The organism is Wenzhouxiangella sp. XN201 (assembly GCF_011008905.1).
Classification (GTDB): domain Bacteria; phylum Pseudomonadota; class Gammaproteobacteria; order Xanthomonadales; family Wenzhouxiangellaceae; genus Wenzhouxiangella.
Genome location: NZ_JAAIVI010000017.1, coordinates 1,143,200 through 1,165,306 on the forward strand (window position 1 = coordinate 1,143,200; position 22,107 = coordinate 1,165,306).

Genomic DNA, 22,107 nt, shown 5'->3' on the forward strand with positions numbered 1-22,107 from the left:
CGTGGTCAGGCGTTTGCTCAAGTCCGCAGGATAGCCGGATTCGATGGCCGCGAAAAGCATCGTCGGCCGGGGCTACAATGGCCGGCCGGCCCGATCCCCCATTGGCATGAAGCTATCCGACTTCCACTACGAATTGCCCGAGCGGCTGATTGCGCAGTATCCGCTGTCCGAACGCTCGGCCAGTCGCCTATTGCAGCTTGGGCGCGAGTCCGGGCGCTGGGCCGACCGTCAGTTCTCCGATCTGCCCGACCTGCTCGATTCGGCAGACCTGCTGGTGTTCAACAACACGCGGGTCATTCCCGCCCGATTATGGGCGCGCAAGCAAAGCGGCGGGCGCGTCGAGATTCTGATCGAGCGTGTTGTCGATGAAGGGGAGGCGGTGGCGCAGCTGCGGGCCAACCGCAAGCCAACGGCGGGGAGTCGACTGCGGGTCGATGAGCGTTTCGAACTGGAAGTGCTGGGCCGGGAAGGCGATTTCTGGCGACTGGCTGTTGCCGAGGGCCCGGCCTGGTCGGACCTGCTCGAAGCCGCGGGGCATATGCCGTTGCCGCCGTATATCGAGCGTGGCGACGAGGCGATGGACAGTGAGCGTTACCAGACGGTGTACGCACGGGTGCCGGGTGCAGTGGCCGCGCCGACCGCCGGACTGCATTTCGACCAGGCGATCTTCGATCGGCTCGACGAAAAGGGTGTGACCCGGGCCGAATGTACCTTGCACGTCGGCGCTGGCACGTTCCAGCCGGTGCGGGTCGAAGACGTGGCCGAGCACCGCATGCATGCCGAATGGCTGTCTGTGTCGCCGGAGCTGGTCGAGTCTGTCGAGGCGGCCCGCAGGCGCGGTGGTCGGGTCGTGGCGGTCGGCACCACGGCTGTGCGCGCCCTGGAAACGGCTGCTGCCGGGGGCGAGCTGGCACCGTTCGAGGGCAACAGCCGCCTGTTCATTTATCCCGGTTACGAATTTCGGGCGGTCGATGCGATGATCACCAACTTCCATCTGCCGGGGTCGACCTTGTTGATGCTGGTCAGTGCCTTTGCCGGCCGCGAAAATGTGCTGGCGGCCTATCGGCATGCGGTCGAGGCGGAGTACCGGTTTTTCAGTTATGGCGATGCGATGTTTATTGGTTAAAAGACGGTTTCAGGGTTCAGGGTTCAGGAAAAGACTAGTGAGCGAGTGCGAATGAAGTTCGAACTGCTGGATAAGGATGGCGATGCCCGGCGCGGGCGATTGACTTTCGAGCGGGGGACTGTGGAAACGCCGGCGTTCATGCCGGTCGGGACCTACGGGACGGTCAAGGCGATGACCCCTGAGGAACTGCGTGGGATCGGTGCGGAGATCATTCTCGGTAACACCTTTCACCTGATGCTGCGGCCGGGTACCGGGGTGATCGAGGCACATGGCGACCTGCATGATTTCATGGGCTGGGAGGGGCCGATCCTGACCGATTCGGGCGGCTTCCAGGTGTTCAGCCTGGCCGGGTTGAGAAAGATGGACGAGCAGGGCGTGACCTTTGCCTCGCCGGTGGACGGCTCGAAGGTTTTTCTCGGGCCGGAGGAGTCAATGGCGGTCCAGCGGGCGCTGGGCTCGGATATCGTGATGATCTTCGATGAGTGCACCCCGTACCCGGCCAGCGAGGCACAAGCAGGTGATTCGATGGAGCGCTCCCTTCGCTGGGCCGAGCGTTCGAAGCAGGCTCATGGCGACAATCCCGCCGCGTTGTTCGGCATCGTGCAGGGCGGCATGTACCCGCAATTGCGCCGCAGATCGGCCGAGAGCCTGATCGAGATCGGCTTCGACGGTTATGCCATCGGGGGGGTGAGCGTGGGCGAGCCCGAGGCCGAGCGCGAAGCCATCCTTGAGTCGACTTGCCCGCTGCTGCCGCAGCGGCATCCGCGCTACCTGATGGGCGTGGGCCGACCGGAGGATCTGCTTGCGGCCGTGGCCCGCGGCGTGGATATGTTCGATTGCGTGATGCCCACACGCAATGCCCGTAATGGCCACCTGTTCACCAGCCGGGGCGTGGTGAAGATTCGCAACGCTCGCCACCAAAGCGATACCGGCCCGGTCGATCCCGACTGCGACTGCTACACCTGCACGCATTTCTCGCGCGCCTATCTCAAGCATCTCAACAAGTGCAATGAAATCCTGGGCCACCGCCTGGCCACCATTCACAACCTGTATTACTACCAGCAGCTGATGCGCCGGATGCGTGAAGCGATCGAGGCCGGCGCCCTGGGTGAATTGGCGCGTCGGCTGCGCGAGGGCTGGCGGCGCGGGGACTGAGATTCTGGCCGCTTCGGCGCTACTGCGGCAATCGCGTGTGGTTGTCCCGGGTCCACTGTGCGATAATTCGTCGTTTGGATCGGCCCACGGTCGACCCCACATAGATTTTCCGAACCCGAACCAAGCCGAGGTCCTAGAAACATGGATTTTCTGATTGCGAGCGCCATGGCGCAAGATGCGGCGGCCGACGCGCCCTCGATGCTGGGCAGCCTGCTGCCGTTGATCCTGATTGTCGTCATCTTCTGGTTCCTGCTGATCCGGCCGCAGATGAAGCGCAACAAGCAGCACCGCGAACTGGTCGCCGGACTGTCGGTGGGAGACGAGGTGGTCACTGCCGGGGGCATGCTCGGCAAGATCACCGAAGTGGGCGAGAGTTTTGTCTCACTGCAGTTGTCCGATCAGGTGACGATCAAGGTGCAGAAACACTCGATCGGCCAGGTCGTGCCCAAGGGCACCTTCGATTCCGCCAACTGATCGTGCCGATCTCGCCAACCGATACCAACAACTGAAGTCGACCCATGAATCGATTCGCACCCTGGAAGTACGCCCTGCTGGTCATTGCACTCGGCCTGGGAATCCTCTATGCACTGCCCAACCTCTTTGGTGACGACCCTGCGGTGCAGGTGTCTTCCTCGCGCGGTTTCGACCTGCAGCAGGAGCTGGTGGGTGAGGTCGAGCGAGTGCTGGAGTCCGAGGGCGCTGCCCACGGGCCCACCGAGTTCTCCCCGCAGCGATTGCTGATTCGTTTCGAGGACACCGATCGGCAGCTGCGGGCAGCTGATGCGCTGCGGGAATCGCTGGGTGAGGAATACGTGGTCGCGCTCAACCTGGCGCCAGCCACGCCGGCATGGCTGGATGTGCTGGGCGCGGAACCGATGGTGCTCGGCCTCGATCTGCAGGGTGGTGTGCACTTCCTGATGCAGGTCGACATGGAAGCCGCGCGTACCCAGCAGTTGGAAAGCTACGTCAGCGATGTGCGCAACATCCTGCGCGATGGCGGCATTCGCTATCGCTCGGTGCGGGTTGATCGCAACCACGTGGTGGCCGAACTGCGTACGGCCGAAGATCGCGACGAGGGGCGCCAGTTGATCGAGCGCGAGATCGAAGAACTGGAGCTCGAGTCGGTCGACGGTTCGAACACCTTCAACCTGCGCGCGAGCATCGACGAGCAGTACCTGCAGGAAATCCAGCAGAACGCGCTCAGGCAGAACATCACCACCCTGCGCAACCGCGTCAACGAGCTGGGCGTGGCCGAGCCGGTAATCCAGCAGCAGGGCGCCGATCGAATCGTCGTGCAGCTGCCGGGCGTTCAGGACACCGCGCAGGCCAAGCGCGTGCTGGGCGCGACCGCCACGGTGGAGTATCGCGCCGTCGACGAGCAGAACGACCCCTACGAGGCCGAGCGCACCGGGCGCATTCCGCCGGGTTCCCGGCTTTACTACGATCGCAGTGAACAGCCGATCCTGCTTTCGCGCGAGGTTATTGCCTCGGGTGACAACCTGATCGGCGCCGCGGCCGGCTTCGACCAGCAGTCGGGCCAGCCCAATGTGGTGGTCACGCTCGACGGCGCCGGTGCCCGGCGCATGCTCGACCACACCAGCGAGAATGTCGGCAATCGCATGGCCGTCGTGTTCATCGAGCACCGGCCCGAAACGAAGATGGTCGATGGCGAAGAGGTGCACTCCACCCGCCGGGTCGAAGAAGTGATCTCAGCCGCGGTCACGCGCGAGCCCTTCGGTAAGCGTTTCCAGACCACCGGCCTGGGATCGGCCACCGAGGCGGCCCAGCTGGCCATGCTGCTGCGTGCCGGCGCCTTGGCTGCGCCGATGCAGATCATCGAAGAGCGCACCGTCGGTCCGAGCCTGGGGCAGGACAATATCGACCAGGGCTTCCGTTCGGTCATTATCGGCTTCGCCCTGGTGCTGGTCGTCATGGCGGTCTACTACAAGGTCTTCGGCCTGGTCGCGAACCTGGCCCTGACGGCAAACCTGGTGCTGATCGTGGCGCTGCTGTCGATGCTCGGTGCGACGCTGACCCTGCCCGGCATCGCCGGCATCGTGCTGACGGTCGGCATGGCGGTCGACGCCAACGTGCTCATCTTCGAGCGAATACGCGAGGAATTGCGCAACGGCAATACGCCGCAGGCCTCGATCCGGGCCGGCTACGAGAAAGCCTTCTCGACCATCGCGGACGCCAATGTCACGACCCTGATTGCGGCCATCGTGCTGTTCATGTTCGGTACCGGCCCGATCAAGGGCTTTGCCGTCACGCTCAGTCTGGGTATCGTCACCTCCATGTTTACGGCCATCCTTGGCACGCGCGGCGTTGTCAGCCTGATCTACGGCGGCCGCAAGCGCGTCAAGTCACTGGCTCTTTGAGGAGCGCGGAATCGTCATGGACATCATCAAAAGCGACACCAAGATCAATTTCCTGCGCTACAGCAACCTGGCACTGGTGCTGTCGGCCCTTATCCTGGTTGGCGGCATCGTCTCCCTGTTTGCCCGCGGCCTGAATTTCGGTCTCGATTTCACCGGCGGCACGCTGATCGAGCTGCACTACCCGCAGGCTCCCGAGCTGAGCGAGGTGCGCCAGATTCTGGAAGACACCGGTTTCGATGACTTCGTGGTCCAGACCTTCGGTACAGCGAGTGACATCGTCGTCCGCATTCCGGCCTCCGATGTCGGCGAGTCCGGGGCGGATCTCAGCACCCGGGTACTCGAGGCCCTGTCGGAGAACGTGCCGGATCTCGAGATGCGCCGTGTCGAGTTCGTCGGCCCGCAGATCGGGCAGGAACTGGCCGAGCAGGGCGGACTGGCGCTGCTCTACGTGCTGATCGGCGTGCTGATCTACGTTTCCTTCCGCTTCCAGTGGCGCTTTGCCGTCGGTGCGGTCGGCGCACTGGTCCACGACGTCCTGGTGGTGCTCGGCGTCCTGTCGATCCTGCAGGTCAGCTTTGACCTGACCGTTGTGGCCGCCATCCTGGCCCTGATCGGCTACTCGCTCAATGACACCATTGTCGTCTACGACCGCCTGCGCGAGAATTTCCAGACCCGCCGCAAGGGCAGCCCGAAGGAACTGACCAACCTCGCCATCAACCAGATGTTGGGCCGAACGATCATGACTTCGTTGACCACCCTGCTGGTGCTGACGGCACTATTCTATTTTGGCGGCGAGATCATCCACGCCTTCGCGTTCACGCTGATCATCGGTGTGATCGTCGGTACCTATTCCTCGGTCTATGTCGCCGGGAGCCTGGCGGTCAAGCTGGGCGTGTCCAAGATGGATCTGATGCCGGTGCAGAAAGAAGGTGCCGATCAGCCCGATACTGAAATCCTGCCGGAGCGGTTCCGTAACCGTGAATCTTGAATTGCGCACGACGCTGCTGATCCTGTCACTGCTGGCCCTTGCCGGTAGTGCGTCGGCCTCGGATGTCGAAAAGTACATGCTCGAGATGAAAGTCTGGATCGAGGGAGAGCACCGCGATGACCCGCTATTGGTCGTCGATGCCGGCGAGCCGGCCAGCATCGCATTCGAGGATGCCGATGGACAATCGGGCTGGAAACTCGATGTTCAGGTCGATCCCCCCGGGCCGGGCGAAGGCGCGCCCGAAGGCGCAATCTGGGTCGATTTCTCGATCCATCAACTGGAAAACGGGCAGTGGGAGCATCTGGCTGATTCCATGATCGGTGTCCACGAAGGCCGTACCGGTACCCTGTCGGTTGCCAACGGCGAAGGGGAGTCCACACCGGAGAATAGCCGGGTCTACGTGGAGGTCCGCACTTCTCGAATGCGTTCCGGCGAGAAGTCACGCTGAACCCGGCAGGTCAGGCTGGCGAGTCCTTGCGGCCTGACGTACCCTGTAGCCTTGTTGTGGGATGTCGGCGGGCCCGATGAACACGCAATCCGAGGCAAATCGTTACCGAACGGCCAAGGCCATTGCGCTGGCGGCACTGGAATGTGCGCCGGATGAACGTCAGCAACTGCTCGACCAGCGATGTGGTGATGACGCAGACTTGCGTCGTGAGGTCGACTGGCTGATCGCCGCCGGGGCCGACGATAGCGCCGACGATGTTCCCGAGAGTTTTCAATCGGCCGCTCGGGATGCGCTGAGGAGCGTGTCGCTGGAAGTTCCGTTGCCGCGCAACTATCGCTTGATCCGCCGGGTCGGCTACGGCGGCATGGGCATTGTTTACCTGGCAGAGCGCGTGGACGGCGATCTGCGCCAGCCGGTGGCCTTCAAGCTGCTCAATCTGAGCGAGAGCCGCAACGAGGCGGTCGCACATCGTTTCGCCACCGAGCGCAGCATCCTCTCGCGCCTGAATCACCCCTGGATTGCTCACCTGATCGACGGCGGTGTCACTGCCGAGGGCCGCCCATTTCTGGCGACCGAGTATGTCGAAGGCGAGCCGATCGATCGCTGGTGCGCCCGAGCGGGTCGGACGAGAAATGAATGCATCGCGCTGTTCCTGAAGGTTTGCGAGGCGGTCGACTACGCCCACCGGCACATGGTGATCCATCGCGATCTCAAGCCCTCGAATATCCTGGTGACTGAAGACGGTGAGCCCAAGCTGCTGGATTTTGGTGTGGCGAGCCTGCTCGATGCAAGGCAGGAGCCCGCGGAGGATGATAACGAAACCGATCACGAGATGACCCTGGCGTGGGCCAGTCCGGAACAGATTCGCGGCGAGGATCTGAGTGCGGCAACCGATGTCTACTCGCTCGGTGTGCTGCTGTATGAACTGATCAGCGGGCATCATCCCTTTGCCGGGATCGAGGACGGAGCGACACTGATGGCGGCCGTGCTGTCGGGTCGCTTCCCGCCGGTGAATCAGGTGGCTTCCGATGCCGTTTCCGCCGATCTTGCCACGGTTGTCCACAAAGCCATGCGCACACGGCCCGCCGAGCGTTACGATTCGGTCCGGGCCCTGGCCGACGATCTGCGACGGTGGCAGGTGTTGCGGCCGGTCACCGCCCGGGATGGCGGTCGGGTTCATCGTGCGGGCCTGTTTCTGCGCCGGCATCGGATGGCTGTGGCTGCCGTGGGCGCCGGGCTCATCCTGCTGGCCGTTTATCTGCTTGACCGCGAAGCGCAACTCGAACGCATCGCCAGCGAGCGCGATCGGGCCGAGGCGGTTACCGGTTTCATGAACGATCTCCTGGCCGGGGCCAACTCCCTGCCCGCGCGCGGTGGCGAAGTGACCGTTCGCGAGATCCTCGACCTGGGCCGTCTCAATCTGGCGAAATCGGCTGAGTCCAGTCCGGCCGTACTCGGTTCCATTCATATCGCCCTGGGCGAGGCCTACAACGCGCTCGGCCTGGGAGAGCGTGCCATCCCCCTGCTCGAGCAGGCGCGCACAGCCTTGTTCGGCGAACTCGAGATTGCGGAACAGGCAAGTCTTCTGGCTGCACTTGGTGCCGCCTACGACTCAGCCGGGCGCGCGTTCGAGTCGATCGCAATCGACGAACAGGCGCTGGATGCTTACGCCCTTGCCGGGGGCGAACACGGCCGCGATGTCATACGCGTCCGCATTCGCAAGTTGCGTAACCAGGCCAATCTGATGGACGCCTCACCCCCTCAGGTGATTGCCGAACTCGAGGAAATCATCGAGGCACTGCAGGACAGTTCGGAATCGGATCGCGAGCTGCTGTTCGAGGCGCGGGCCGCCCTGGTTGGTGCCCACGTGGCTGCGGGAAACGCCGCGGCCGCGCAGGACAACGCCCTGGCGGTCCTGGCTTTGTCCGAAGCGCAGTTCGGGCCGGATGACCTGCGTCGGCTGCGCGGGCGCTACGTGCATGCCACGGCTGTGATGCTCGACGATCCGGAAACTGCGGTCGAGCAGTTCGCCACACTGATTGAGGATTATCAGCGGATGGTCGGGCCGAGTCAGCGACTGGCCAATACCATCGGCAATTTCGGCGTAGCGCTGTCGCGCCTGGGTCGTCTCGAGGAGAGCATGGATGCTTTCGATCGAGCGGCCCGCATGATCAAGGATACGTCCGGGCCGGATCATTATCTGTTTCGTTTATCGATGACCAACCTCGCCGCGTTGCAGTTGCGTGCCGGTGATCCGGAGCAGGCTGAGCGCCTGATCGACGAGATCTTGCCGGATCTAGAACGCCGGCATCGGCGCCTTGGCGGCGTGGAAACCCTGTACTTCGCCTCTGCGCTGGAAGTGCAGGGCGGGGCGCGGGTGGTGCAGGGAAAACTTTCCGAGGCTGCAGAAAGCTACCGTCTGGCGCTGGAGTCGCTGGGGGGGCAGGCGGGCGATGAATGGTCGGAACTGCGAGAGCGAATTGCCACGAAATTCGAGGCCGTCGAACCCGAGCTGCGCTGATTCATTCCTCGGAAAGGCGGCGTTTGAGCCAGGCTCGCGCCATCCGCCATTCCCGGGCGACTGTTGAACGCGACACCTCGAGCGTGTTGGCGGTTTCTTCCATGCTCAGGCCGGCAAAGTAGCGAAGCTCGACGATCCTGGCCTGGCGCTCGTCGATGGCACCGAGCTGTTCGAGCACTTCATCGATGGCAATCAGCTCGCTGCCGAATGCCTGGCCCGGGTCGATGTCGTCGATATCGAGTTGCTGTTTCGCCTGCGGGCGCTTCTGGGCCGTGCGCTGGCGCGCGTAGTCGACCAGCACATGCCGCATGACGGTTGCGGCGATCAAGACGAATTCGCGTCGGGATTGCCAGTTTTCGTAGTCCTGGCCGGCCAGGCGCAGGTAGGCCTCGTTGATCAGGGCGGTGGGTTGCAGGGTATGGTCAGGACGTTGCCGTGAAAGCTGGCGGGCGGCCAGTGCCCGCAATTCGTCGTAGACCAGGGGCAGCAGGCTGGCCAGCGATGCCTCGCCGCGATCGGCACATTGCCTGATCAAGGCCTCGAGTTCGGCAGCCTGTTGGTTCGGCCGGGTCATCCTCGGCAATCCATTCGGGAAGTCCTGACTTGACATGCTACTCGATTCGCACCGAAAGGATGGATTTCGCATTATTGCCGACGGTAGATTACAATGCTAACAGTCGACAATTCCGTCGAGCGAACTGAACGCAAAATGAAAGCGGGATTCACCTACGCCACCATGCTGACAGCCCTGGTACTGCTGCCCTTGCGGGTGGTTGCTACTGATGCCTGTGTGCTGGACACGGCGGAGGATACGGTTACTCTGCCCGACGGAGTATTGCTCGCATATCGTGCGCCCGAAACGGCGCGCGTCCCGGGCGCAATCGATATCGAATGCAGGGGCCAGCAGGTCGAGCGTATCAGCGTCGTCCTTCCGGCAGGGTCCGGCCGTGAGCTGGTTTTGCTTGTGGGAAGTCTCTCTGGCGTGGAGATCAAGCCCGGTCTCGACGAGAGCGAGGACTGGGCGAATGTTGTTGTAGAAGCCAGTCGCGACGGTACTGCCGGTCGAGTGTTGATCAGCTTCCGCGCTCCGGGTGATGCCGAGGAAGGCACGGTTCTGGCTGGAGACCTGCAACTGTATGTTCCTGCCACGCGGGAAGATCGGGGGCCGACGTCCATTCCGTTGCAGCTGACTGTTCGCGGTGAAGCGCCCCTGTTTCGTGACCAATTCGATGTCGACCCGGTGATCGGGCAATTCAGTCAGGTGATGTAATCCTTCGATAGCGACGGGTGGGGCCAGAAACACAGCGGTTCAGGGAAGGCGGACTATTCCGGTTCGATCGATCATCGTCTGGATCTCATTGAATGTCCGTGGCGCGGAGAAGAGATAGCCCTGACCTAGCCGGCATCCCATTTCCAGTAACGCGCCGGCGTCATCCTCAAGCTCTATGCCCTCGGCAACAACCTGCACATCGAGACTGCGGCCGATATGGATAACGGCTTCGATGATGCTGCGGTCGACCCTGGATTTCCGCAAGCTGGCAATGAATGAGCGGTCGATCTTTATGGCGTCGAACGGCACCATGCGGAGGCGGTCAAGTGAGGCGTAGCCCGTGCCGAAGTCATCAATTGCGATTGGGTGACCCAGACTGCTGATCTGGTAGAGCGCATCGGGTTGCAGCGTCAGCAGGCTTTCTGTCACTTCAATCTCGATCGATTCGGCGCGGATATTCGATTGCTCGCAAGCATCACGAATGCTGGAAATCGGATCCCCGAAGCGGAACTCGGCATCCGAGACATTGATGGCAATTGTGCCGGGGCAGCGATCACCCAGCGCTAACTGCAGGTGGGCAAAGTCCCGGCAGGCGCGTTGCGCGACCCATTCTCCGATCCGGGCGATGGCACCCGTTTCCTCGCCCAGAGCGATGAACTGGTCGGGAGAGAGCAGGCCCTCGATAGGATGCAACCACCTGACAAGCGCTTCGAGCGACACGATCTTCCGACTTTCGAGATCGACAATGGGCTGGTAGTGGAGTTGCAACTGGTCGCGCTCGGCTGCATACCAAAGGTCGTTTTCGAAATGCAGGTGCTCCTGCTGAAACGAATCCTCTTCAGAATCGTATACATGCAAGTGTGAACTGCCCTTGCCCTTGGCGATATACATTGCGATGTCAGCATGTCTGAGCAATTCGGACGGGTCTTCCTCGCCCTGGCCTGAAAGCGCAATGCCGATGCTGGCACCGACGCGTGCGCTGACCCCATCGATGCTGAATTCTTTGGTCAGTTCATGGATGATTCTATTGGCCGGTACGATTGCTTCGTCCACCGACTTCAAGGGTTCGAGAATGATTCCGAATTCGTCCCCGCCGAATCTTGCGATCGAGTCGCGGTCACGGACGACGGTCTTCAGGCGGGTCGCCGCCTCCTTCAGTAATGTGTCGCCGGCTGCGTGGCCGAGGCCGTCGTTGACGATCTTGAATCGGTCGAGATCGACAAAGAGAACGCCAATGCAGGTGCCGTCGCGGCGGCTACGTTTGAGCGCCATGTCCAGCCGATCCATGAAAAGACGGCGGTTGGGCAGGCCCGTCAGTGGGTCGTGCAGCGCCTGAAACTGGAGTTCGTGTTCCGCCTGCTTGCGAGCCGTGATATCGACACAGGTGCCGACGTGGCCGACGACTGTGTTTCCCACGTGAATGGGTGCCCCGTGAACCAGTGCAATGCGAGATGATCCCCTACGTGGCTTGAGCTCCACCTCGATGGCGGAATTATGGCCCTCGAGGCGGGCCTGCCGGTTCCTGATGACTTTTTCACGATGGTCTCGGGCAATGAACTGTTCGATTTCGCCACCTTCGATCGGTTCCCAATCTTCGATGCCGAGCAATTCGCGCATGGCGGGGTTGAAGTAGAGGATGAAGCCGTCCGGATCGATTTGCCACATGCCGACCTCGGGTTGGTCCACGAGCGCCCGGTAGCGCTGTTCACTTTCCTTCAGCGCTACTTCCCGGCCTTCACTGATCCGGATCAATCGCCAGGCAAGAATGAACCCACCCGCGATCAGCACAAATGCCGTTGCCGCAATGGCCAGTGCGAACCACTGGATCATCACGCGGCTGACGCGCCCCATAGCATTGGAAAATTCATCTTCCTGTCGAGTCAATTGCCCATCCAGCGCCCGGATGGCTTCGAGCTGGTCGAACACAGGCCGGCTTGCCGGGCCGTAACGGCGGACCCGGTCACGAAGTGTCCCGGCTTCACTGCGCAGTTGTGCGATCAATGCATCGGCCTTGCGCCATGCATCGACGGCCTCTTGAAAAGGTGGCAGGGATTGCCCCAGCAAGAACAAACGCACGAGCAGCTCGATGTCTTCCGGTTGATTGCGCCCGTCGAGAAATCCCTGGCGAGCTTCCTCGAGGTCCGGATCGTCTTGCGACAGGGCCAGGCGTGCGCGGCGGTCGCCTTCGTTGACGGCAAGCGCTCGATTGAACGCGAGATACTGTTCCTCGTCGCCCGTGGTTGCGTAGTCGAACAGAGCAATAACGGATTGCTTCTGCGCCTTGGTCCACTGGCTTTCACCATTCACGTAGGCGCGCGCGCCGGAAAGCCCCTGGAAGGCAAAGAGGCTGAAAGTCACAAGCAGCACGATCGCGAGGGAGAATGTCGCTGACAACAGGATAAAGCGACGCCGGAGGTGACCGGCCCAGTGAGCTGCCCCGGTCTCGGGCGGTGTTGCCTGACGTGTTTCCTCACTCAAGGCTGGATAGTCCCCGCCATTTGTCCGAGCTAGTAGTGGCGTTCGTCAATGTTGACGTTCTCCCGGCCTTTCGCTCGAGCTTAACTTATCGGAGGACTTGTAGCCAACGGCCGGACTTGAGCGTGCGCAGGCACGCGTTGGGGCGAAAGTGGTAGAGCCAGTGATTGATGTCGGGGGCATCGATGATGGCCAGGTCGGCGCGGTAGCCGGGCATGAGGCTACCGTGTGAGGTCTCCAGGCCAATGGCTCGGGCGGCATGTGTGGTCACGCCGCGCAGTACCTCGGCCGGGCTCATGCGCTGATGCACGGCCGCCAGGGTCATGGCCAGGTGCAGGTGGTAGCTGGGTGCTGATCCCGGGTTGAAGTCGGTTGCCACGGCGACCCGGACGCCGGCTTCGATCCACTGGCGCGCCGGCAAGTAAGGCTCACGCAGATAAAGCGAGGCGATCGGAAGACTGACGGCCACCGTTCCAGCCCTGGCCATGGCCCGAATATCCTCGTCCGAGGCATATTCCAGGTGTTCGGCTGATACTGCCCCCAGGTCGGCCGCCAGGCCGGCGCCGCCGCCGGATGACAGCTGGTCGGCGTGGATTTTCAGGCCGAGTCCGTGATCCCTTGCGGTTTCGAGGATGCGACGCCCTTCGGCCAGTGTGAAGGCATTGCTCTCGATGAAGACATCGCAGAAGCGAGCCAACTTGCGCTCGGCGATTTCTGGGATCAGCTTGTCGCAAAGCAGCTGGAGGTAATCATCCCGGCGATCCCGGTACTCGGTTGGCACCAGGTGCGCACCGAGAAAGGTCGGAACGATCTCCAGTGGCTGTTCGGATTGCAGCTGCAGATAGACTTCCAGCTGCTTGATTTCGTTATCCCGGTCGAGCCCGTAACCTGATTTGGCCTCGACCGTCGTCACGCCGAGCCGGGCCATATCGGCCAGGGCTTCGCTGGCTTTCAATCGGAGCGCCTCACGGTCGGCCTGGCGAGTGGCGCGCACGGTCGAATTGATTCCACCGCCGGCAGCCTGGATCTCCTGGTAGGTCTTACCTTCAAGACGCGCGGCAAATTCATCGCCGCGCCAGCCGCCGAAACACAGATGGGTGTGACAGTCGATCAGTCCGGGGACGACGCAACGTCCGTCAGCGTCGAATGTTTCTGCCTGTGAAAATTCAGCCGGCAACTCGGCGGTCGGCCCGGCGTAGCGAATGGTGTCGTCCTCCCAGGCGACTGTAGCGTCGCTGACAGCGTCGACCTCGTCGTGCGCAGCATCGGGTGGTACGCGGTACAGCGTCGAGATGTTGGTGAGTAGCTTCATGAAAATCTATTGTCCACAGATGAACACAGATGAGCACAGATAAAAACAGCAAGAAACATTAATTCCTGAAACAGGTCTAGTAGCAACGCCATCGTCGACTGACCCCACACACCCAAGCGTAAGCTTTGATCTTCTTTTTCATCTGTGTTTATCTGTGTTCATCTGTGGACAATCAAAAAGCTGCGCTTATCGAAGCCCACTGACAGCGGACTGAACGGTCTCGACCAGTTCACCCGATTGCAGCAAGCGGGTGCAGGTATCGATGTCGTGGCCCACTTCGTAGTCTTCCTCGGCATGGTTGACGTGCCGGCGAATGTACTCGTGGGCGGCGAGGACACCCTTGCCGGGTTTCAACGGTGCCCGGAAGTCGAGCGCCTGGGCCGCCGTCAGGGCCTCCACTGCCAGTACACGTTCGACGTTGTGCAGCACGCTCAGGAGTTTCAGCGCGCTGATCGAGCCCATTGAGACGTGGTCTTCCTGGCCCAGGCTGGTCGGAATGGAATCGACGCTGGCCGGATGACAAAGCACCTTGTTCTCGCTCACCAGGGCCGCGGCGGTGTATTGCGGGATCATGAAGCCGGAGTTTATGCCCGTGTCGCTCATCAGCAGCTTGGGCAGGCCGTCGTGGCCCTCGAGCAGCAGATAAGTGCGCCGTTCCGAAATGCTGGCCAGTTCGGCCAGGGCCATGGCGGCGTAGTCAAGCGAGAGCGCCAGCGGCTGGCCGTGGAAGTTGCCGGCCGAAATGATGTCACCGTCACTGAAAACCAGGGGGTTGTCGGTAACCGAGTTGAGCTCGCGCTCGACCACTTCGATGGCGTGGCCGAGTGCATCGCGGCTGGCACCGTGCACCTGCGGAATGCAGCGCAGGCAGTAGGGATCCTGAACCTTGCCGCAGTGGCGGTGCGATTCAAGAATCTCGGACTCGAGCAGGAGGTCGCGAACATTGGCCGCCACCGTGATCTGGCCGGGATGCGGCCGTATCCGATGCACACGTTCGTCAAAGGGGCGGGCTGAACCCTGCAGGGCCTCCAGGCTCATGCTGCCGAGAATGTCGGCAGCGCTCATCAGGTGGATCGCCCGGTTGAGTACGAAAGCGCCGTAGGCCGACATCAACTGCGTGCCGTTGATCAGGCCGATGCCGTCCTTGGCGCCGGGTTCTACCGGTTCGATGCCGTGCCGGGCCAGGGTTTCGGTAGCCGGTTCGGAGCCGCTCCGGTCGGCGTTCCAGCAACGGCCCAGGCCGATCAGGGGCAGGCTCATGTGGGCCAGGGGGGCCAGGTCGCCCGATGCCCCGACGCTGCCGCGGCTGGGAATGAAGGGCAGGATGTCGAGATCGCAGAACTTCAGGAGTTGCCGGAAGATCGGCAGTGAAACGCCTGAATTACCGAGCCCCAGGGCATGGATCTTTAGCGCCATCATCAAGCGGGTAATCCGGGGCGGCACTGGATCGCCCGTGCCACAGGCATGTGACAGCAGCAGGTTGCGCTGCAGTTTACCCAACTGATCGTCATCGATTCGTTTGCTTGCGAGGGCACCGAAGCCGGTGTTGACGCCGTAGATGGCGTCACTGCCCTCGAGTGCACGCTCGACCACCTGGCGCGAGCGTTGCACGGTGCCGTCGTCAGAGCGCATGGCATCCAGGCTCCGATCCAGGTCGGCGTAAAGGTTTTCTATGCTAATTGTCTGGTTCATCAGTGCTGGTTGAGCATGGGAATGTCGACACCGCGCTCACGGGCGGTTTCGATGGCGTCTTCGTAGCCGGCATCGGCGTGTCGCATGACGCCCAGGCCGGGGTCGGCGGTCAATACGCGCTCGAGTCGCTCGTATCCCGACCGTGTGCCGTCGGCGAGACTGACCATGCCGGCATGCAGCGAATAGCCGATTCCGACGCCACCGCCGTGATGGAACGAGACCCAGGAGGCGCCGCAGGCGGTATTGGCCAGGGCGTTGAGAATGGGCCAGTCGGCGATGGCATCCGAGCCGTCGGCCATGGCCTCGGTCTCGCGGTTGGGTGAGGCCACCGAGCCGCAGTCGAGGTGGTCGCGGCCGATCACGATCGGCGCGTCGACCTTGCCTTTTTCGACCAGCCAGTTGAATTTTTCGCCGGCTTCGGCACGCTCGCCGTACTCCAGCCAGCAGATGCGCGCCGGCAGGCCCTGGAACTGGATTTTCTCCTGCGCCTTGTGAATCCAGCGCCTGAGCGGTTCTTTTTCGGGAAAGAGCTCGAGTATCGCCTGGTCGGTTGCGGCGATATCGTCCGGGTTGCCCGACAGGGCCGCCCAGCGGAAGGGGCCGGCGCCACGACAGAACAGCGGTCGGATAAAGGCCGGCACGAAGCCGGGAAAATCGAAGGCCTTGCTCATGCCGCGCAGGTCGGCCACCTGGCCTCTGAGATTATTGCCGTAATCGAAGGTGATCGCACCTCCGTCCTGCATCTTCAGCATGGTCTCGACGTGGAGCTCCATCGAGTCGAGCACTTTCTCGTCATAGCCCTTTGGGTCTTTCTCCCGCAGGGCTTCGGCTTCATCCAGCGACAGGCCGGCGGGGATGTACCCGTGGCGGAGATCGTGGGCCGAGGTCTGATCGGTCAGCACGTCTGGAACGATGTCGCGCGAGCGCATTTCGGGCAGGACCTCGGCGATGTTGCCCAGCAGGCCGACCGACACCGGTTCGCTCGCGGCTTCGATGATACCCAGGGCCTCGTCGAGGGATTTCGCCTTACGATCGCAGTAGCCGGTCTCCACGCGCCGGTCGATGCGCGTCTCGTCGACTTCCACTGCGAGGCAGTGACCTTCGTTCATGGTGACTGCCAGCGGTTGCGCGCCGCCCATGCCGCCCAGTCCGGCGGTGACGGTGAGCTTTCCTTTTAGCGAGCCGCCGAAATGCTGGCGGGCCAGTTCAGCAAAAGTTTCGTAAGTGCCCTGGACGATCCCCTGTGAGCCGATGTAGATCCAGGATCCGGCCGTCATCTGGCCGTACATGGTCAGGCCGCGGTCTTCAAGGTCGCGAAACACATCCCAGTTGGCCCAGCGTCCGACCAGATTCGAATTGGCGATCAGCACCCGCGGTGCCTGATCGTGGGTGCGGATGACACCGACCGGCTTGCCGGACTGGACCAGCAGGGTCTCGTCATCGGCCAGGCGTTTGAGCGTGGCAATAATCGCGTGATAGCAGTCCCAGTTGCGAGCGGCACGGCCCGTGCCGCCGTAGACGATCAGCTTGTCGGGGTGCTCGGCTACGGCCGGATCGAGATTGTTCATCAGCATGCGCATGGCCGCTTCCTGGTGCCAGCCACGGCAGCTCAGTGCGGCACCATGCGGGGCCCGGATCGGGGTCGACCGTCCTGACCCCGAGCGTGTCTGCTCGGTCATCATCCATCCTGTTGTGGTGTACAGCTCGGGCAGAGTATAGCAATGGCCCGGCGCGCCGACCGGGCGCTGTTCCCCTTTGTATACTGGGCGCTTCTGAAGCCGCGCGATGCGTGTCGGCTGTCTGAATTCGGGAGTCGATCATGAGGCGATTCGCAATGCTGCGAGGAGGAACAGCGACTGGCTGGTGCTGGCTGGCGCTGGCTGCGGTTGTGCTGGTTCCCGGATGCGCACTGCGCGACCTGCACGATCAGGTCCAGATGATGGAACAGACCTGTATCGTCCTGGGCAGTGTGCAGGCGCCCGACGCAAGGGGCGAACGGGTGGTGGCAGCGCTGCAGGCGCGGCCGGAGTCGACGGCCGAGCCGCCGATCCCCGTCGATTTCACATTCGCCGATGACTCAGGTAACTATAGTTTCGCACTCGCCCCCGGCGACTATCTTCTGCTCGCTTTCCTCGACGACAACGGCAACATGACGCTCGACGATTCCGAGCCGGCGGCTCAGGTTCAGGGGGGCGATCCGATTCACTGCAAACCGGGGGGGCGGCAGACTGCCGAAAATGTCGAACTGGTGGCGTCGGATCGCCTGAGCTCGGACCGGAACCTGTCGGTCGTGCGTGATCGGAGTGTCGTCGAAGCCGCCCTGGAAACCGCCGTCAGCATCGGGCAGTTGACCGCCTTCGGCGAGGTCGTTCCGCTCGACGATGAGCGCTTTGACCTGGTCATCGCACGCGACAGTCTGTGGCGCCCGATGGATTTCGTGCGTGCCGGTTACAGCGGCGTCTACCTCGACGAAGCGCTGGATCCGGATCGTGTGCCGGTGCTGTTCATCCACGGCATCAACGGATCGCCGCGGGTGCTCTCGCCCCTGATCGAGCGACTCGATACCTCGACCTTCCAGCCGATGTATTACTACTACGCTTCGGGACTGGCGATCGGCCAGGTCGCGTCCCACTTGTACCGGATCATGCAGGAACTGGAGGTGCGCAGCGGGATCGATCATTACCACGTCGTGGCGCACAGCATGGGTGGTCTGGTCGCGCGGTCGTGGCTGCTGGAGCGCGCGCGGCGCGGCGAGTCTGCTTCGATCGGTGGGCTGATCACCCTGTCCGCGCCCTGGGGAGGCTACGACTCGGCCCGGCAGGGGGTCAAGTACTCCCCGGTGATCGCGCCGGTCTGGCGTGACCTGGCCACCGGCAGCGATTTCCTCGCTGGTCTGTTCGACAGCCCGACTACGAGTGATATCGAGGACGCCGAATTGCCGGGCCATCACCTGCTGTTCAGTTACCGGCTCGATGGCTGGATGACGGGGACATCGGGAGACGGCGTGGCAACGCTCGAGAGTATGCTGCCGGTGGCGGTGCAGCGCCAGGCCGAAAGTATCTTCGGCGTCAATGCCGGCCATGTCGACATCCTGGAGTCGGAGGCCGCCCAGGCCCGTTTCGCAAAACTGCTCGATGCGCTCGAGGCCCGCCACTCGCCGGCGGACTGATTCCGGACCAGCGCGCGGACCAGAAAAGCAGAACGCCGGCGCGGAAAACGGGTCATACCCGATTCCACAGAGACGACATTGGCTACAATGCAGACCATGAATATGCTGACTCGCGGCCGCGCGCCGTTCGCCTTGATTTTCCTGGCCTGTGCAGGCTTGCTGGCCTATGCCTACTTCGTTCAGTTCGTACTCGAGCTGGAGCCTTGCCCCCTGTGCATCCTGCAGCGACTTGGTTTCATGCTGATGGGTGTTTTTGCACTGGCTGGCGCCATCCACGGTCCGCAAGCCTGGGGTCGCTGGGTCTACGGGGTGCCGATTCTGCTTGGGGCTGGCTGGGGCATCAGCACGGCCGGCCGGCATGTCTGGCTTCAGAGCCTGCCGGCCGACCAGGTTCCGGATTGCGGACCCGGCATGTATTTCATGCTCGAGTACGATTTTCCCATGATGGAAATCCTGCGCGAGGCCTTTACCGGCGCGGGTGAGTGCGCGGAGGTCGACTGGCAGTTTGTGGGCCTGTCGATGCCTGCCTGGACGCTGATCTGGTATGTTGGCCTGGCAGTGTTCCTGTTGTGGGCGCTGCTGGCACGACCCGCTGACAGAGAAGCAAGACCATGAGCGAAAAGTTGAAAACGATCACCCCGGCCAAGGGCTGGCGCCCGGATTCCTGGCAGCAGAAGGAAGCCAGCCAGCAGGCCAGCTATCCCGACGAGCTGGCTTTCCGCAAGGCGCTGCAGCGCCTGTCTGCAATGCCGCCACTGGTCACTTCCTGGGAGATCCTGTCGCTCAAGAACCAGATTGCCGAGGCCCAGGCCGGAAAGCGCTTCGTGCTGCAGGGCGGCGACTGTGCCGAACTGTTCGACGAATGCGAGCCGACCATCATCGCCAATCGTCTCAAGGTCCTGCTGCAGATGTCGCTGGTGCTGCTGCACGGCATGGAAAGGCCGGTGGTGCGCATTGGCCGCTTCGCCGGTCAGTATGCCAAGCCGCGCTCGGCCGATATGGAAACGCGCGACGGCGCGACCCTGCCGAGCTATCGCGGTGATCTGGTCAATGCCCCGGAATTCACCGAAGCCGCCCGCACCCCCGATCCCGATCGCATGCTGCGTGGCCACGCCAGTTCGGCGATGACGATGAACTTCGTCCGTGCGCTGGTCGATGGCGGTTTTGCCGATCTCCATCATCCCGAATACTGGAATCTCGGCTGGTTGGAGCATTCCCCGCTCGAAAAGGAATTCGAGCGCATTGCCGATTCGATCGGCCATTCGGTGCGCTTCATGGAGACCGTCACCGGCATGAAGCCCGGCAGCCTGCGGCGGGTCGATTTCTTTACCTCGCACGAGGCCCTGCACCTGCACTACGAACAGGCTCTGACCCGACGCGTGCCGCGCCAGTGGGGCTGGTTCAATCTCTCCACGCATTTCCCCTGGATCGGTATGCGCACCGCCGATCTCGACGGCGCGCACGTCGAAATGTTCCGCGGCATCCGCAATCCGATGGGGATCAAGATCGGTCCGGGCATGTCGGCGAGCTGGCTCAAGAACCTGATCCGCACCCTCAACCCGGACAACGAAGCGGGGCGGCTGGTGCTGATTCACCGCATGGGCGCAAGCCAGGTGGCCGACAAGCTGCCGCCGCTGATCGAGGCGGTCAGTGCAACCGGCTCACCCGTACTGTGGATCTGCGATCCCATGCACGGCAATACCGAAAAGACCGAAAGCGGTTACAAGACGCGGCGCTTTGCCAACATCGTTTCGGAAGTGGAGCAGGCCTTCGATATCCATGCCACTTGCGGTTCGCGCCTGGGCGGCGTGCATCTCGAGCTGACCGGCGAGAACGTGACCGAGTGCATCGGCGGCGCGCGCGATCTCGACGAGCAGGATCTGGGGCGGGCCTACAAGACCACCGTCGATCCGCGGCTCAATTACGAGCAGGCCCTGGAACTTTCCATGCGCATCGTCGGCAAGCACCGCAGCCTTTCCTGAAGGCCTGGGGTCATTCGACCGTAATGGTGATCCTCTCCGACTTCACCGCCGGATCGTGCGGCACGTGGCGGTGGTCGCCGAGCAGCAGTTGCAGGGTATGTTCCCCCGGCTCGAGCTCGATCTCCACCTCGGTCTGACCGCCGCCGAAGTGCACCACCTGGTCGGTCGTGGGCAGCGGCTGGTCCATGGCCGGCATGGTGTCCGGGCCGGTGTCGATCAGCAGGTGATGGTGTCCGGTCTGATCGTGATCGACGCCGGCCGGTGCCACGCCCATGCCTTCCAGGCCGAAGCGGACTGTCACCGGGCTGGTCACTGTGTCACCGTCGTGCGGGGCGATGAAGTACACCTTGGCTTGTTCGGGCGCCGGGGTGCGTTCAAGTCCCCCGGCCTGCACCAGTGCGGACAACAGGAGCAGCGGCAGAATCAGTAGCTTGAGTGCGCTCATGGCAATCTCCTTGGAATCTTTCAGAGTAGCGACGCCACGGCCTGGCGTTCCTCGCGCAGTTCCTGCTCGGTCGCATCGAGACGCGCCTGCGAGAATTCGTTGATTTCCAGGCCCTGGACGATCTTCCACTGTCCATTTTCGCACGTGCAGGGGAAAGAAAAGATCACGCCCGGTTCGATTCCGTAGCTGCCGTCGGACGGCACGGCCATGGACACCCAGTCATCACCGTCGGTGCCGAGCGCCCAGTCGCGGATGTGGTCGATGGCACTGGAAGCCGCCGAAGCCGCACTCGAGGCACCGCGCGCCTTGATGATGGCCGCGCCGCGTTGCTGCACGGTCGGAATGAAGTCCTGCTCGTACCAGTCGTGGTCGACCAGGTCGATGGCGGTCCGGCCGTCGACATTGACGTGGTGCAGGTCGGGATACTGGGTCGAAGAGTGGTTGCCCCAGATCGTCATCTGCTTGATCCGGGTGTGATGCGTGCCGGTCTTGGCCGCCAGCTGGGCCAGGGCGCGGTTGTGGTCCAGACGAGTCATGGCGGTGAAGTTCTCCGGCGGCAGGTCCGGCGCATTGGCGCTCGCGATCAGGGCGTTGGTATTGGCCGGGTTGCCGACGACCAGTACCTTGACGTCGCGGCTGGCCACGGCATTGAGGCTCTTGCCCTGCGGGCCGAAGATCTTGCCATTCTCGGACAGCAGATCGGCGCGTTCCATGCCCTTGCCGCGCGGCTTGGCACCGACGAGCAGGGCATAGTCGGCGTCCTTGAACCCTTCATCAAGCTCTGTGGTGGTAACGATGCCGTGCAGCAGGGGCAGGGCGGCGTCCTCGAGCTCCATGGCCACGCCCTTGAGTGCATCGATGGCCGGCGGAATCTCGATCAGCTGGAGAATGACGGGCTGGTTCGGGCCCAGCATGTCGCCGGCGGCGATCCGGAAGCAGAGCTGGTAACCGATCTGGCCGGCGGCGCCGGTGATCGCGACGCGAACGGGTTCGTTCATAAGGGGAATCTCCTCACGGTCGTGATTGAGTTCAGGGTAGCCCCACATTCTACCCGATGGCTCGGGTTGGGCGCTGCGTTGATGGGCGTACAAGCCAGCCCGATGATCGCCGATCCGGCGATTCGATCGCTCCCGGAGTGCCGACAGT

General features: G+C 62.7%; 19 protein-coding genes. 12 read left to right on the top strand and 7 right to left on the bottom strand.

The window, feature by feature from the left end; all coding sequences use genetic code 11:
* Positions 1-106: 106 nt before the first annotated feature.
* The 7 genes from queA to G4Y73_RS05610 all read left to right on the top strand — a co-directional run bounded on the left by queA (position 107) and on the right by G4Y73_RS05610 (position 8,616).
* Positions 107-1,126, top strand: a complete 1,020-nt coding sequence (gene queA, locus G4Y73_RS05580; RefSeq protein WP_164231218.1) for a tRNA preQ1(34) S-adenosylmethionine ribosyltransferase-isomerase QueA — start codon at positions 107-109, stop codon at positions 1,124-1,126.
* A gap of 51 nt (positions 1,127-1,177) precedes the next feature.
* On the top strand, positions 1,178-2,281 hold the full coding sequence (gene tgt / locus G4Y73_RS05585) for a tRNA guanosine(34) transglycosylase Tgt (RefSeq protein ID WP_164230285.1): 1,104 nt from the start codon (positions 1,178-1,180) through the stop codon (positions 2,279-2,281).
* Positions 2,282-2,422: 141 nt separating this feature from the next.
* Positions 2,423-2,755 carry a preprotein translocase subunit YajC gene (yajC, locus tag G4Y73_RS05590; protein ID WP_164230287.1) on the top strand — a complete coding sequence of 111 codons (333 nt, stop codon included), beginning with the start codon at positions 2,423-2,425 and terminating at the stop codon, positions 2,753-2,755.
* 44 nt (positions 2,756-2,799) lie between these two features.
* On the top strand, positions 2,800-4,659 hold the full coding sequence (gene secD, locus G4Y73_RS05595) for a protein translocase subunit SecD (RefSeq protein WP_164230290.1): 1,860 nt from the start codon (positions 2,800-2,802) through the stop codon (positions 4,657-4,659).
* A gap of 16 nt (positions 4,660-4,675) precedes the next feature.
* On the top strand, positions 4,676-5,647 hold the full coding sequence (gene secF / locus G4Y73_RS05600) for a protein translocase subunit SecF (protein WP_164230292.1): 972 nt from the start codon (positions 4,676-4,678) through the stop codon (positions 5,645-5,647).
* Positions 5,637-6,095, top strand: a complete 459-nt coding sequence (locus tag G4Y73_RS05605) for a hypothetical protein (RefSeq protein ID WP_164230293.1) — start codon at positions 5,637-5,639, stop codon at positions 6,093-6,095. Before secF ends, G4Y73_RS05605 begins: the two co-directional genes overlap by 11 nt.
* A gap of 76 nt (positions 6,096-6,171) precedes the next feature.
* Positions 6,172-8,616, top strand: a complete 2,445-nt coding sequence (locus G4Y73_RS05610) for a serine/threonine-protein kinase (RefSeq protein WP_164230295.1) — start codon at positions 6,172-6,174, stop codon at positions 8,614-8,616.
* A gap of 1 nt (position 8,617) precedes the next feature.
* Here G4Y73_RS05610 and G4Y73_RS05615 read toward each other — a convergent pair whose 3' ends face one another.
* Complete coding sequence (locus G4Y73_RS05615; RefSeq protein ID WP_164230297.1) at positions 8,618-9,190, bottom strand: ECF-type sigma factor; 573 nt, start codon at positions 9,188-9,190, stop codon at positions 8,618-8,620.
* 135 nt (positions 9,191-9,325) lie between these two features.
* On the opposite strand from G4Y73_RS05615, the gene G4Y73_RS05620 reads away from it, so the two are divergent.
* Positions 9,326-9,886 carry a hypothetical protein gene (locus G4Y73_RS05620; RefSeq protein WP_164230299.1) on the top strand — a complete coding sequence of 187 codons (561 nt, stop codon included), beginning with the start codon at positions 9,326-9,328 and terminating at the stop codon, positions 9,884-9,886.
* A 39-nt stretch (positions 9,887-9,925) separates the two neighbouring features.
* Here the strand turns inward: G4Y73_RS05620 and G4Y73_RS05625 are convergent, their stop codons facing one another.
* Positions 9,926-11,542 (bottom strand): EAL domain-containing protein, encoded by a 1,617-nt coding sequence (locus tag G4Y73_RS05625; protein ID WP_346426843.1) that lies wholly within the window; start codon positions 11,540-11,542, stop codon positions 9,926-9,928.
* Between G4Y73_RS05625 and G4Y73_RS14250 the strand changes: the two genes are divergently transcribed.
* Positions 11,426-12,277 (top strand): hypothetical protein, encoded by an 852-nt coding sequence (locus G4Y73_RS14250; protein ID WP_164230303.1) that lies wholly within the window; start codon positions 11,426-11,428, stop codon positions 12,275-12,277. The genes G4Y73_RS05625 and G4Y73_RS14250 overlap by 117 nt on opposite strands.
* A 172-nt stretch (positions 12,278-12,449) precedes the next feature.
* Here G4Y73_RS14250 and hutI read toward each other — a convergent pair whose 3' ends face one another.
* The 3 genes from hutI to hutU all read right to left on the bottom strand — a co-directional run bounded on the left by hutI (position 12,450) and on the right by hutU (position 17,044).
* A complete protein-coding gene (hutI, locus tag G4Y73_RS05635) occupies positions 12,450-13,673 on the bottom strand; it encodes an imidazolonepropionase (RefSeq protein ID WP_164230305.1) in 1,224 nt (407 codons plus the stop codon).
* Between the two features lie 186 nt (positions 13,674-13,859).
* Positions 13,860-15,365, bottom strand: a complete 1,506-nt coding sequence (hutH, locus tag G4Y73_RS05640; RefSeq protein ID WP_164230306.1) for a histidine ammonia-lyase — start codon at positions 15,363-15,365, stop codon at positions 13,860-13,862.
* Entirely contained in the window at positions 15,365-17,044 is a 1,680-nt protein-coding gene (hutU, locus tag G4Y73_RS05645; RefSeq protein WP_164230308.1) for a urocanate hydratase, read from the bottom strand. Before hutU ends, hutH begins: the two co-directional genes overlap by 1 nt.
* 140 nt (positions 17,045-17,184) lie before the next feature.
* Here hutU and G4Y73_RS05650 point away from each other — a divergent pair, with 140 nt between their 5' ends.
* From G4Y73_RS05650 to G4Y73_RS05660, 3 genes are all read left to right on the top strand, one after another.
* Positions 17,185-18,534 carry an alpha/beta hydrolase gene (locus G4Y73_RS05650; RefSeq protein WP_164230310.1) on the top strand — a complete coding sequence of 450 codons (1,350 nt, stop codon included), beginning with the start codon at positions 17,185-17,187 and terminating at the stop codon, positions 18,532-18,534.
* A 102-nt stretch (positions 18,535-18,636) separates the two neighbouring features.
* Positions 18,637-19,149 carry a disulfide bond formation protein B gene (locus tag G4Y73_RS05655; RefSeq protein WP_205596556.1) on the top strand — a complete coding sequence of 171 codons (513 nt, stop codon included), beginning with the start codon at positions 18,637-18,639 and terminating at the stop codon, positions 19,147-19,149.
* The gene (locus G4Y73_RS05660) at positions 19,146-20,516 is read left to right on the top strand and encodes a 3-deoxy-7-phosphoheptulonate synthase class II (protein WP_164230315.1); all 1,371 of its coding nucleotides are present in this window, start codon (positions 19,146-19,148) and stop codon (positions 20,514-20,516) included. Before G4Y73_RS05655 ends, G4Y73_RS05660 begins: the two co-directional genes overlap by 4 nt.
* A gap of 10 nt (positions 20,517-20,526) precedes the next feature.
* Here the strand turns inward: G4Y73_RS05660 and G4Y73_RS05665 are convergent, their stop codons facing one another.
* Together G4Y73_RS05665 and G4Y73_RS05670 are read right to left on the bottom strand one after the other, a co-directional pair.
* Positions 20,527-20,961, bottom strand: a complete 435-nt coding sequence (locus G4Y73_RS05665) for a DUF4399 domain-containing protein (RefSeq protein ID WP_164230316.1) — start codon at positions 20,959-20,961, stop codon at positions 20,527-20,529.
* Positions 20,962-20,981: 20 nt separating this feature from the next.
* Positions 20,982-21,959, bottom strand: a complete 978-nt coding sequence (locus tag G4Y73_RS05670) for a malate dehydrogenase (protein WP_164230318.1) — start codon at positions 21,957-21,959, stop codon at positions 20,982-20,984.
* Between the last annotated feature and the right edge of the window lie 148 nt (positions 21,960-22,107).

What these genes read in the sequence shown, in the direction of transcription:
- G4Y73_RS05615 (WP_164230297.1), bottom strand. Translation starts at nt 9,190, where the DNA reads ATGACCCGGCCGAACCAACAGGCTGCCGAACTCGAGGCCTTGATCAGG.
- secD (WP_164230290.1), top strand. Translation starts at nt 2,800, where the DNA reads ATGAATCGATTCGCACCCTGGAAGTACGCCCTGCTGGTCATTGCACTC.
- hutH (WP_164230306.1), bottom strand. Translation starts at nt 15,365, where the DNA reads ATGAACCAGACAATTAGCATAGAAAACCTTTACGCCGACCTGGATCGG.
- G4Y73_RS05665 (WP_164230316.1), bottom strand. Translation starts at nt 20,961, where the DNA reads ATGAGCGCACTCAAGCTACTGATTCTGCCGCTGCTCCTGTTGTCCGCA.
- secF (WP_164230292.1), top strand. Translation starts at nt 4,676, where the DNA reads ATGGACATCATCAAAAGCGACACCAAGATCAATTTCCTGCGCTACAGC.
- G4Y73_RS05650 (WP_164230310.1), top strand. Translation starts at nt 17,185, where the DNA reads ATGAGGCGATTCGCAATGCTGCGAGGAGGAACAGCGACTGGCTGGTGC.
- G4Y73_RS05655 (WP_205596556.1), top strand. Translation starts at nt 18,637, where the DNA reads ATGCTGACTCGCGGCCGCGCGCCGTTCGCCTTGATTTTCCTGGCCTGT.
- hutI (WP_164230305.1), bottom strand. Translation starts at nt 13,673, where the DNA reads ATGAAGCTACTCACCAACATCTCGACGCTGTACCGCGTACCACCCGAT.
- G4Y73_RS14250 (WP_164230303.1), top strand. Translation starts at nt 11,426, where the DNA reads ATGGTCTCGGGCAATGAACTGTTCGATTTCGCCACCTTCGATCGGTTC.
- hutU (WP_164230308.1), bottom strand. Translation starts at nt 17,044, where the DNA reads ATGACCGAGCAGACACGCTCGGGGTCAGGACGGTCGACCCCGATCCGG.
- tgt (WP_164230285.1), top strand. Translation starts at nt 1,178, where the DNA reads ATGAAGTTCGAACTGCTGGATAAGGATGGCGATGCCCGGCGCGGGCGA.
- G4Y73_RS05670 (WP_164230318.1), bottom strand. Translation starts at nt 21,959, where the DNA reads ATGAACGAACCCGTTCGCGTCGCGATCACCGGCGCCGCCGGCCAGATC.
- G4Y73_RS05610 (WP_164230295.1), top strand. Translation starts at nt 6,172, where the DNA reads ATGAACACGCAATCCGAGGCAAATCGTTACCGAACGGCCAAGGCCATT.
- queA (WP_164231218.1), top strand. Translation starts at nt 107, where the DNA reads ATGAAGCTATCCGACTTCCACTACGAATTGCCCGAGCGGCTGATTGCG.
- G4Y73_RS05660 (WP_164230315.1), top strand. Translation starts at nt 19,146, where the DNA reads ATGAGCGAAAAGTTGAAAACGATCACCCCGGCCAAGGGCTGGCGCCCG.
- yajC (WP_164230287.1), top strand. Translation starts at nt 2,423, where the DNA reads ATGGATTTTCTGATTGCGAGCGCCATGGCGCAAGATGCGGCGGCCGAC.
- G4Y73_RS05620 (WP_164230299.1), top strand. Translation starts at nt 9,326, where the DNA reads ATGAAAGCGGGATTCACCTACGCCACCATGCTGACAGCCCTGGTACTG.